The organism is Bacillus sp. BC05(2025) (assembly GCF_056725905.1).
In genome coordinates this window covers 1-12,572 of the sequence record NZ_JBWYRA010000015.1, presented here as the reverse complement: position 1 = coordinate 12,572, position 12,572 = coordinate 1, and the positions used below count along the sequence as shown (strand labels likewise).

8 protein-coding genes are annotated in these 12,572 nt (G+C 32.9%); 7 read left to right on the top strand and 1 reads right to left on the bottom strand.

The window, feature by feature from the left end:
• The first annotated feature begins 4 nt into the window (after nt 1-4).
• Nucleotides 5-1,324 (top strand): aromatic amino acid transport family protein, encoded by a 1,320-nt coding sequence (locus ACZ76X_RS26705; RefSeq protein ID WP_479852228.1) that lies wholly within the window; start codon nt 5-7, stop codon nt 1,322-1,324.
• 291 nt (nt 1,325-1,615) lie between these two features.
• Complete coding sequence (gene colA / locus ACZ76X_RS26700; protein ID WP_479852227.1) at nt 1,616-4,498, top strand: collagenase ColA; 2,883 nt, start codon at nt 1,616-1,618, stop codon at nt 4,496-4,498.
• A 220-nt stretch (nt 4,499-4,718) separates the two neighbouring features.
• Here the strand turns inward: colA and ACZ76X_RS26695 are convergent, their stop codons facing one another.
• A complete protein-coding gene (locus ACZ76X_RS26695; RefSeq protein ID WP_132136361.1) occupies nt 4,719-5,036 on the bottom strand; it encodes a winged helix-turn-helix transcriptional regulator in 318 nt (105 codons plus the stop codon).
• 303 nt (nt 5,037-5,339) lie between these two features.
• On the opposite strand from ACZ76X_RS26695, the gene ACZ76X_RS26690 reads away from it, so the two are divergent.
• From ACZ76X_RS26690 to ACZ76X_RS26670, 5 genes are all read left to right on the top strand, one after another.
• Nucleotides 5,340-6,077: a GTP cyclohydrolase II gene (locus ACZ76X_RS26690; RefSeq protein WP_479852226.1), complete on the top strand. Its 738-nt coding sequence runs from the start codon at nt 5,340-5,342 to the stop codon at nt 6,075-6,077.
• Nucleotides 6,070-7,182: a bifunctional diaminohydroxyphosphoribosylaminopyrimidine deaminase/5-amino-6-(5-phosphoribosylamino)uracil reductase RibD gene (gene ribD, locus ACZ76X_RS26685; RefSeq protein ID WP_479852225.1), complete on the top strand. Its 1,113-nt coding sequence runs from the start codon at nt 6,070-6,072 to the stop codon at nt 7,180-7,182. Before ACZ76X_RS26690 ends, ribD begins: the two co-directional genes overlap by 8 nt.
• Before the next feature lie 51 nt (nt 7,183-7,233).
• Nucleotides 7,234-7,815, top strand: coding sequence for a 5' nucleotidase, NT5C type (locus ACZ76X_RS26680; RefSeq protein WP_479852224.1), 582 nt, complete (start codon nt 7,234-7,236; stop codon nt 7,813-7,815).
• Nucleotides 7,816-8,295: 480 nt separating this feature from the next.
• The gene (locus ACZ76X_RS26675; protein ID WP_479852223.1) at nt 8,296-10,524 is read left to right on the top strand and encodes a putative mucin/carbohydrate-binding domain-containing protein; all 2,229 of its coding nucleotides are present in this window, start codon (nt 8,296-8,298) and stop codon (nt 10,522-10,524) included.
• Nucleotides 10,525-10,693: 169 nt separating this feature from the next.
• Nucleotides 10,694-12,391, top strand: a complete 1,698-nt coding sequence (locus ACZ76X_RS26670; RefSeq protein WP_479852222.1) for a M4 family metallopeptidase — start codon at nt 10,694-10,696, stop codon at nt 12,389-12,391.
• Nucleotides 12,392-12,572 lie beyond the last annotated feature (181 nt).

Genomic DNA, 12,572 nt, shown 5'->3' with positions numbered 1-12,572 from the left:
TTATATGAATGGAAATACTGCAAAAAACATAGAATTTCAAGTTGATAATACTGCAGTAAAAAATGAGAAATATCTAGACCCTAAAAAGTGGAATAAACAGGATACTACCTGGGCATTGAGTCTATTTGGAACAGCAATTGGAGCAGGAGTACTCTTCTTACCTATTAATGCAGGTTCAGGTGGTTTATTATCATTACTGATAATTACCATACTTGCATATCCTGTTATGTATTACTCACATAGGGCGCTTGCTAAAATGATATACGCTTCGAATTCTGCTGACGAGGGGATTACTGGTACAATAAGAGAATATTTCGGAAACAAAGCAAGTATCATTTTTAACATCGTATATTTTGTCTCAATTTATACAATCGTACTAATGTATTCGGTCGCACTTACAAATACTGCAAGTAGTTTTATTGTGCATCAATTGCACATGCCGGAGCCTCCAAGGGCCATTTTATCACTTGTATTAGTACTCGGTCTTATCACTATACTGAATTTTGGTCAAGATATTACTGTAAAGATAATGAGCATGTTAGTATATCCTTTCATTGCTTCTCTACTTTTTATTGCAATATCTTTAATTCCACAATGGAATACTTCAATGCTAAGTTTTTCAAGTGTTTCTACTGCTTCAACTGGAACAGGATATTTCGGAATGATTTGGATGATACTACCAATCATCGTATTCTCTTTTAATCATTCTCCTATGATTTCGTCATTCGTTATGAAACAGAGAGCTACGTATGGAATAGACGCTACTGATGCTAAGTGTGCTCAAATACAAAAAGTTTGTTATATCATGACATTCGCTGTTGTTATGTTCTTTGTTTGGAGCAGTACTTTAAGTTTGACTCCAGATGATCTTAAGGTGGCAAAAGAACAGAACTTGTCAATCCTTTCATATCTTGCTAATGAGCTTAATTCACCAGTAATCACTATTGCGGCTCCTATCATTGCATTTGTGGCTATTACAAAGTCTTTCCTTGGCCATTATATAGGAGCTTATGAGGTAATGCGTGACATGATTATCAAGTCCGGTAAAAAACGTGGGAAAGATGTAGGAGAGAAAACAGTTAAGACAATGATTCTTACTTTTGTCGTATTAACATGCTGGTATGTTGCTTATACAAATCCAAGTATTCTTGGAATCATTGATGCTCTTAGCGGTCCGTTAGTCGCTGCTATCTTATGTCTATTACCGATGTATGCGATTCGTAAAGTACCAGTACTAGCAAAATATAGAGGGAAAATGAGCAATGTATTTGTAATTGTTATAGGAATACTTACTGTTCTAGCAAGTATTAAGTCATTATTCTAATTCACTATTGTTCGTTCGGATGCAAAAATAGTAGGAGATGAAAAGAGAATAAAAGGCTTTTAGCGGAACTGAATTATATATTGTTAAATCATAGAGTTTATAATTTTGGACAAGCTATTCACCTTGGGTAGTTTGTCCTTTTTTGATTAAATGTAAAATTTTTATTTATAATTTTTAATATTAACTTATATGAAAACTCATGTAATACAATATGAAATAATACATTTTATAATAATTTATTAAGATAAAATGTTATATTTTTAGGTGGAATATATAAATGGAGGAAATGTTATGAACAAGAATTTAAAATTTACTCAAATGATGATCGGTATTAGTACGGTGGCATTATCATTTGGAAGTATTCAAACACAGGTTTCAGCAGAAGAAAAAGCACCCTATAATACGTTACAGATGAAACCGATCGGGACAGAAACTTTAAAAGATGAAATTGCACATGCTACAAAAGCGGATGGAACTGTAACTTTTGAAGAGCGTTTAAAAGTAGGCGATTTTTCACAACGACCTACTCCGGTGATGAAACCTGAAGTAAGGCAATTAAAGCAAAGCTATACTCTGGCAGAACTGAATAAAATGTCTGATAGTGAATTCATTGATACGCTATCAAGAGTTTCATGGAATCAAATTACAGACTTATTTCAATTCAATCAAGATACGAAAGCTTTTTATCAAAATAGAGATCGCATGAACGTTATTATTGATGAATTGGGACAACGAGGGAAATCTTTTACGAAAGAGGACTCAATGGGGATTGAAACTTTCGTTGAGATATTACGTTCTGCTTTTTATGTGGGATATTTTAATAATGAAGTAGGTTACTTAAATGAGAGAAGCTTCCATGACAAATGTTTACCAGCATTAAAAGCTATTGCAAAAAACCCAAACTTTACATTAGGTACAGCTGAGCAAGATAGAGTAGTAGTTGCGTATGGGAAATTAATTAGTAATGCTTCTAGTGATGCTGAAACAGTACAATATGCGGCAAATATTTTAAAACAGTTTAATGATAACCGTTCTATGTATGCTAATGATTATACGAAAGAACAAGCTGTATATGAAATCGTAAAAGGTATTGATTATGATATACAATCTTATTTGCAGGAAACGAATAAAAAGCCTAATGCAACAATGTGGTATGGAAAGATAGATAACTTTATAAATGAGGTTAGTAGAATTGCTCTCATACGGAATTTAACAACTGAGAATAGTTGGCTAATTAATAACGGTATTTATTATGCAGGACGTTTAGGGAAATTTCATAGCAATCCAAACAAAGGATTGGAAGTTATTACACAAGCGATGAATATGTATCCTCGCCTAAGTGGACCTTATTTTATAGCGGTAGAGCAAATCAAAACAAACTACGGTGGAAAAGATTATGATGGAAATACAGTAGATTTACAGAAAATACGTGAAGAAGGGAAGTTACAATACTTACCTAAAACATATACATTTGATGATGGATCTATTGTTTTTAAGACAGGCGATAAAGTAACCGAAGAGAAAATTAAAAGGTTATATTGGGCAGCCAAAGAAGTAAAGGCACAATATCACCGTGTAATTGGAAATGATAAAGCACTAGAACCAGGTAACGCAGATGATGTGCTGACAATTGTAATTTATAATAATCCAGATGATTATCAATTAAATAGACAATTATATGGATATGAAACGAACAACGGCGGTATTTATATTGAAGAGAAGGGTACTTTCTTTACATATGAGCGTACACCAAAACAGAGTATTTATAGTCTAGAAGAGTTATTCCGTCACGAATTCACTCATTATTTACAAGGAAGATACGAGGTTCCTGGTCTATTTGGGAGCGGAGAACTATATCAAAATGAACGCTTAACTTGGTTCCAAGAGGGGAATGCAGAATTCTTTGCAGGATCTACACGTACAAATAATGTTGTTCCACGTAAAAGTATTATAAGTGGCTTATCATCTAATCCGGCAAGCCGTTATACTGCAAAGCAAACTTTGTTCGCAAAATATGGATCATGGGATTTTTATAATTATTCATTTGCACTACAGTCTTATCTATATAATCATCACTTTGAAACCTTTGATAAGATTCAGGATTTAATCCGTGCGAACGATGTGAAAAATTATGACGCTTATCGTGAAGCATTAAGTAAAGATTCACAGCTGAATACAGAATATCAAACGTATATGCAGCAGTTGATTGATAATCAAGATAAATACAATGTACCACAAGTAACAAATGATTATTTAATACAACATGCACCTAAGCCGTTAGCTGAAGTGAAGAAAGAAATTGTAGATGTAACTAATATAAAAGATGCAAAAATCACAAAACATGAGTCTCAATTCTTTAACACATTTACTGTAGAAGGCAAGTACATAGGTAGTACATCAAAAGGTGAGTCTGAAGACTGGAAAACGATGAGTAAACAAATCAATCAAACCTTGGAGCAGTTGTCTCAAAAAGGATGGAGCGGCTATAAAACAGTTACAGCCTATTTTGTTAACTACCGTGTGAATGCAGCAAATCAGTTTGAATATGATATTGTTTTCCATGGTGTTGCAACAGAGGAAAAAGAAAAAACAACCACTATAGTAAATATGAATGGACCATATAGCGGGATAGTAAATGAAGGAATTCAATTCCATAGTGATGGCACAGAAAGTGAAGATGGAAAAATTATTTCTTATCTATGGAACTTTGGAGATGGTACAACAAGTACTGAAGCCAGCCCTACCCATGTATATGGGGAAAAAGGAACATATACTGTGGAACTAACTGTGAAAGATAGTAGAGGAAAAGAAAGTAAAGAACAAACAAAAGTTACTGTAAAACAAGATCCGCAAACAGGTGGATCCCTTGAAGAGGAAAAGGTACTCCCATTTAATAAGCTTGTAAAGGGAAATCTGATTGCTCCTGATCAAACAGATGTTTATACGTTTGATGTTACAGTTCCAAAAGAAGTAGATATTTCTGTGGTAAATGAACAAAACATTGGGATGACATGGGTACTTTATCATGAATCAGACATGCAAAATTACGTAGCTTGTGGTGAAGATGAAGGAAATGCTATAAAGGGAAAATTCGTAGCGAAACCAGGAAAATATTATTTGAATGTGTATAAATTTGATGATAACACTGGTGAATATTCATTATTAATAAAATAATTTTATTTTTAATATGTATATATGGGTTGGTTTTTAGGAGGAGTCTGTTACGATAGGCTGCTCCTATTTTTTATTTAAAAGCATAAAATTCAAGTGAGTATTTTTAATTATTGAATCATGAAATAACGCTAGCTTTCATAAATACTTGAAAAAGCTAGCGTTTTAAATATGAATATACATAATTTGATTAATTAAAGCTAGATAAGAAAAAACTCTTATACTATTCTTCAAGTTCTATCCATTCTTGTGACCATTCTTCTATTCCGCGAATAATGGATTCTAAAGCAAATCCTTTTTGAGTCAAAGAATATTCTATACGAACTGGTGTCTCAGGAAAGACCTTACGCTCTACAATTCCTTCTTGTTCTAATTCCTTTAATCTTTCTGAAAGTAATCTTCCGCTGACAGGAAGAGAAGATTCAAGCGTACAAAAACGCTGAGATCCAGAGAAAAGTTGGTAAATAATTAGTGCTGTCCATCTTTGACTAAAAAATCTCATTCCTTTTTCAAAGCGAGGGCATAATGTAGAATCATTCATTTTACTTCACCTCCTAAAAGAAATTATATAACATCTTACAATTAGTAACAAATTTTTTTATAATTAATTACTTGACGTAAATTGATTGTAAATGTATACTCACTTATATAAAGTAACTAAGTTATTTTATATAACTGACAATTCTTTTCTCTAATTTGCTAAAGATATGATAATACAAATTGAATCTAAGGTAAGAGAACAAGAATATCATTTGTAAAAATACTTACGGTGTGTAAGTTAAATAATAAAAAATATAAAATGGAAGAGAACTTTTTAGAGATTCTCTATACTAGGAGGTACCTAATGGTTACAGCAGATACAATTCATATGTTAGAAGATAAAATTCAATTCATACATCAAGATGGAAAAGAGATTTATCTTGTTGGCCCTATCAAATTACCAATTAATTTATATGGGGAAACGAAAATTTTCCAATGGTATTCTTGGTTACAAACTAATGAAGTTACGAATGGTATAGAAGGTATTATTGAAAAACTATCATTTCTTAATTTAGCAGATATGCAACAATCTAGTGTACTTGTGTACGGTGATTTCGAGAATGCTGAAGATGCACTGATTCGTATGCATAGTATTTGTCATACGGGTGATATTTTTGGTAGTAAACGTTGTGATTGTGGATTTCAATTAAAGCAATCCTTACAAATGATTACAGAGCATGGTGCAGGCGCTCTATTCTACCTGGCAAATCATGAGGGGAGAGGAATCGGTTTGTTTAGTAAAGCGATGACGTATATCCTGCAAGAAAACGGCTTAGATACAGTTGAAGCTAATCTAAATTTAGGTTTTGCTGATGATGTTCGAAATTACGATGATACAATTGAGGTATTAAAGGCATTACGCTCAAAACCTGTAAAGTTGATTACAAATAATCCAAGAAAACTAGCAGCGTTGCAAAAAGCAGGATTAAATGTTACGAGTCGTGAACCATTATGGGGGGACGTCTCAGAATTCAATGAGAAATATTTACAAACAAAAATTCATCGCTCTGGGCATTTTGAGGGAGGTCATTTACATGGGTGAGCATGAGAAATATATGAGGTTAGCCCTTGAAAATGCTAAGGCTATGAAGGGACAAACTACTCCAAATCCACTGGTTGGATCTGTAATTGTAAATAACAATCGAATTGTAGGAATCGGAGTACATATGAAGGCAGGGGAACCACATGCCGAAATACACGCGATACGTATGGCGGGAGAACAGGCCCGTGGTGGTACGATTTATGTTACCCTAGAGCCTTGTTCTCATCATGGAAGAACAGGTCCTTGTGCAGAAGCCATCGTACAAGCAGGAATTAAAAGAGTAGTAGTTGCTACACTTGATCCTAATCCTCTTGTTTCTGGACGTGGAATTAGAATTCTACAAGATGCTGGTATTGAAGTAATTGTAGGAATCTGTGAAAAAGAAGCGAGAAAGATGAATGAAGTCTTTAACAAATATATTATGACAAAACGACCATTTGTAACGGTTAAATCTGGGGTTACATTAGATGGGAAAATTGCTACTTCTGAATCGGATAGTAAGTGGATTACATCTGAAGAAGCAAGACAGGATGTACATCAGATAAGAAATGAAAATGCAGCTATTTTAGTAGGGGCTAATACAGTACAAAAAGATAACCCTTCATTAACAACGCGTATTCCAAATGGAAGAAATCCAATTCGGGTGATAGTAGATTCTACCTTACGGATCTCAATGAAATCAAAAGTTGTTACAGATGGAGAAGCTGCTACCTGGATCTTTACAACCAATAATCATGATGTGGTGAAAAAGCAAGCATTAGAACATGCAGGTGTTAAAGTGTTTGTTACTAATGGAGAAAAACATATAAATTTACATGAAATGCTTGATATTCTAGGACAAAAAGGGGTTTCTTCTCTTCTTATTGAAGGTGGAGGAGAGGTGAATGCATCGTTTATTGAAAATAAGTTAATGGATAAACTTGTATTGTATATCGCACCTAAGATTATTGGGGGAAGAATGGCACCTAGCTTTGTAGAGGGTACAGGCATTACTAAAATGCAAGATGCAATTGAATTTAAGGATATATCATTTATCCAAGTTGGAAAGGATTATAAATTTGTTGGTTATCCTGAATGTGGTGAATATGAGGAAGAAGGAAAATAAAATACCACTTATAATTTACAATAAATGAAGTGCAGAAAGGGGCGATGACGGGTGAAGTTTGGGTTTGATATTGATGATACTTTAATTGATTTAAGACAGCATGCTTTTCATTTATATAACAAAAAATTAAACAAAGAAGTAGGATTGGATGTATTTCATTCATTAAAAACAATTGAAATTCATGAAGCATTTGGTATGACTTCGGAAGAAGGTGGTCAGATGTGGAACAGTTTGCTTGATGAAATTTATTATACTTCTTGTTTACCATTTCCGTATGCAGTAGAGACATTGCAAGAATTAGAAAGACAGGGACATGAAGTATATTATATAACTGCGCGACCTAAAGAACATGGAGAGCAAACAAAAAGATGGTTACTGGAAAAGAATTTTCCAGTACATGAGGATCGCTTTTTCTATGGGATGAAAGATGAAGAGAAAATTCACTTTATACAGGAAATACAGCTAGATTATTTCTTTGATGATAAGCCAGCTGTATTAGAAACTTTAATAGGTAAATCGATAAAAGTATATGCAAAAACTACTTCTTATAATCAACATCTTAATATCCCACGTATTACAAGTTGGACAGAATTAGGGGAAATTATAAAGAAAGATATGTTAGGGTTTAACTAGAAAATTGAATAGAGCTAAGACATAGAACTCATAAATTATAACAGTTTAGGTATGTACATTATCCAGAAGGAAATTGACCTTTTCATGAGTAAAAAGATTCTAGTTATTAATTTAATTAAAAAACCACGGAGGCTTTTAAGCCTTCGTGGTTTTTTGATTAATGTCTGGAAAAGAAGAAATACAAGTGTGAAGGAAATTGTGTCATATTTAAGTAATTTATATAAAATATTCATATATACAAAATTACATATATTTAATGATTGATAATCATCAAATAATGTAACTATAATAATTACACTGATAAGTAACTTACAACAGAAATGGACTGCGAATGCTTAGTCATTCAAGAATCGCATCCATTACACCGTAAGTTGTAGGACTTGTGGCTTTAGCCGTGGGAGTGTCAATATAGTTATAAATGAAGAAGGAGGAAAATTTCATTGTATTTTGTATATAAAAAATAGAAAAGGAGAAATACAAATGAAAAGGTTACTTGTTATAGGCATAATGTATACAATGTTTTTCTTAATAGGAAATATAAACTTACATGCTGATGAACGAACAAATATAAAAGAAATTACTAGTATAGAAGAGCCTACTTGGATATTTCAGGCGGGCATAAGTAAAGGGAAATATCATGATAGACAAGATTTAGGGTTTATTTTGCAGAGAAATACGCCATTAAAGGTAAGACAAACAAATCCTAATTTTAAAGCAAAATTAACATTGCGATTATTGTCTAATGACTCAAAAAATGAAAAATCCATACAAGTAGGAAATGAATGGGTTACTATTCAGGGTGATACTTCTTTAGTTCCTTTCATAGATACTCCGTATGGTGAAGAGCGCGCTATACTTGAGTACCAAGTAGGGAATGAAAATGCTACTAAACCTCTTCCAATTTATAATCAACAAGGAAGTGTATCTCATTTTTTTAGTACATGGGATCAATTTGATGGAGAGTATGCATTAATTCAAGGGGAAAGTTTTCAATTATTTGTACCTAAAAAAGATAAAGAGTTAATAAGATTTTTAAAAGATTTTCAATCTGTGGATGAGTTAATTGCGTATTATGAAGATATTTTTGCAATGTATGATTCAATTATTGGTTTAGATGACTCGACAGTTAAAAATAAAAAAAGTCAAAATCGTTATTTCTTAAAAGCAGATATATCTGGTGCTGGCGGTGCTTATTATGGCGCAAATTGGACAGCGAATAGTACAGATAGTACAAAGATGTGGTTAGATAAACTAAGTTGGGGAACTTTACATGAAATTGCCCATGGATATCAAGCTGGTTTTGATAATCAGGGAATATTTACAGGAGAAGTTTCTAATAATCTATTTGGTGTTCAATATCAATATAGTAAATATGGCAAAAAAGCAGATCGAATTGGTTGGTTGTTTAATTTTGGGAAAAAGGAACAGGTAGAACGGAATTTATACAATGCTTTAATGAAAGAAAATAAAAATTATGCTGACTTAGATTTACGACAAAAGCTTATTGTTTTAACGATGGCGAAACAAAAAGCTGGCGATGAAGCTTTTGCGAAAATGTATCAAGGTTATCGAAAACTAGCTAGCGATGCTACTTTCAAAAAAGGTGACCATTCTTTACCAGATTTAATGAATCAGTATTATAGTGAGAATGGACAAGTTGATTTTACACCTGTCTTTGAAAGATGGGGCTTTAAACTTAAGAATAAACAAATAGAGATGAATAGGGCGAAAGGTTATCCAGCTGTTACTTCTTTAGCTTATATAGTGCCTGAATCACAATTAGCCAAAGCAAGAGCACTAGTTGATCCTGAGATTCTTATAAACTCTAACTTTGAAATAGTTACAAATCAGCAAATTGCTTCACTTGGGCTAAAAGGGAATTTGCATATCCATTTAAATACAAATGAAATAGATACATTGAAAGGAGGGAAAATTAAATTAAAAGAAGGGAACACAGTTATTCAAGAGAAAACAATCGAAACAACAGATATCAATTTACAAGACGTACCAAATGGGGTTTATACAGTTGAGATTTCAGGTGGAAGAACGGATAGTATGTATCATTTCAGTTCGTATTATGCCTATGTAAAAGAAAAAGATAATAGTCTAACTATTGATGTTAACGAAATGAAAGTGAGCAAGTTGGTAAATCAAACGATCCAATTCCTAGGGTTAGGAGATGACCAATTCGCTGAATTAAATACGGATTTAGAGCGAAATCTAGCTGTGTTTACGGTTACTACTAAAACACCTCATAGCTATTATGCAGGTGAAAAATACGCCTCAATAGAGGTGTTTAATGATAAAGATGAAAATATTTATATGAAGGAAATAGAAGGAACAAATGTAACGATTGTAAAAGATACTATTCCACTAAAAGAAGGATATAGAATTAAAATCTATCATGATGAAATAAAAAAACGATTAACTAGTAGAGCTACTATTATTAATCCTATGAATAAAACGAATGAATTTATAATGACAAAATGGGGATTGAAAAATACTCATTTGCAAAATAATCCGGAAGAAAATCTTATGCAAAGAATTGATGAAGAAATGGAAGCAATTATAAGTAATTCTGTTTTAAAAGAGATACCAATGCAAAAATTAGAAATGAAAAAGAATGTGTGGATGGCAATAAATATGTTATCAGAACCACAAAAAATAAAGTATATGAATAAATATAAAGATAGTTTATATAATCAGTAATTTTTGAAAAAAGAATTGAAGATAAAAGTAACGACGCAATCTATCTATATTATGAGGAATCACAATTCATACACAGTAGATAAGCAAAGATAGTTTGAAATATCTATGACTACAATTCCAAAAAAAATATTTATTTAACTTAATAATAAGATTATAAAGGAGTAAGAATATGAAGCATTTCGTAAAGGCAGGCTTAACTACAGGAGTGGCGTTATCGATGATTATGCCTTATGCAGGAGTACATGCGGCAACAGAAGAGTTAAAAGTGGAAACAAAGGAAGATACGTTCCGAACAGGCAATTTAACAGCACCTTCTCAAAATTCGGCAGAAAATGTAGCAAAGGATGCGCTAAAAGGAAAAACAGAACAAGCATTATCATCAAAGCAAGTTAATACTGAATCCAAAGTTAATTATAATGTTACGCAAAGTCGTAAATCTTATGATGGTACTACTTTGGTACGTCTTCAACAAACATATGAAGGACGGGATGTATACGGATATCAATTAACAGCACATATTAATGATGATGGTGTACTTACGAGTGTTTCAGGGGATAGCGCCCAAGATCTACAACAACAGGAAGATTTGAAACAACCTATTACTCTATCAGAAGAAGATGCGAAGAAACAGCTCTTTAACATCTATGGGAATAATCTCACATTTGTTGAAGAACCAGAAATTAAACAAGTAGTATATGTAGATGAAAATACAAGTAAAGCTACAAACGCATATCAAATTACTTTTAGTGCATCTACACCTGAATATGTATCTGGTACAGTATTAATTGATGCTTTTGGTGGGAATCTATTAAAAGAACTTGTTCAAAAATTGGGTATACAAGTAGATAGTAGTATTGTCCAATCCGCGACATCAAATAAATTACAAGATCCTTCAAAATTAACAGGCACAGGAAAAGATGACTTAGGTATTAATCGTACGTTTGGAATTACACAACGAAGTGATGGAACGTACATTCTTGCAGATTATTCTCGTGGTAAGGGAATTGAAACGTATACTGCTAATTATAAAGATTATAACAATTATAGAAGAAATGTATGGGGATATCTGGATGATTTAGTAACAAGTAATTCTACAAATTTTACAGACCCTAAAGCAGTTAGTGCACATTATTTAGCAACTAAAGTATATGATTTTTATCAAGAAAAATATGGCCGTAACAGCTTTGATAATAATGGACAAAAAGTAATTTCTGTAGTTCATGGTTGGAACACAAATGGTACGAATAAAGGAAATCCAAAGCAATGGTTTAATGCATTTAGTAATGGGGCTATGCTGGTATATGGAGACCCAATTGTTAGAGCATTTGATGTGGCAGGACATGAGTTTACACATGCTGTTACAAGAAATGAGTCTGGACTTGAGTACGCAGGAGAAGCTGGTGCGATTAATGAGGCTTTATCTGATATTTTAGGGGTAGCAGTTGAGAAGTATGCCAATAACGGAAAGTTCAATTGGACAATGGGCGAACAATCTGGTCGTATATTTAGAGATATGAAAAACCCATCATCAATCTCTTCTAGATATCCAGAGGATTATAGACATTATAATAACTTACCTATTGATGCTGACCACGATCATGGTGGTGTACACACGAACTCTAGCATTATTAATAAAGTAGCTTATTTAATTGCTAGTGGTGGAAATCATAATGGAGTAAATGTACAAGGCATTGGGGAAGATAAAATGTTTGATATTTTTTATTATGCAAATACGGATGAATTAAATATGACTTCTGATTTTAAAGAATTAAAGGAAGCTTGTATCCGTGTAGCGACTAACTTATATGGTAAAAACTCATCAGAAGTACAAGCTGTTCAACAAGCTTTTAAAGCGGCGTATATTTAATAGTATTACAATGAACTTTATCATTTTAGCCAAGAAGACTCCTTCCTCAAGGAACGCAAAGTGAGTAGGTGGGAGATGAATTGGCTTCGAACAAGGGATGGCAGGAAGCCATCCTAATTGTTCGACATACATAAAGTGTTACTTCACTATTTATCGAATGTATGTTTGGTGTATAATGGTC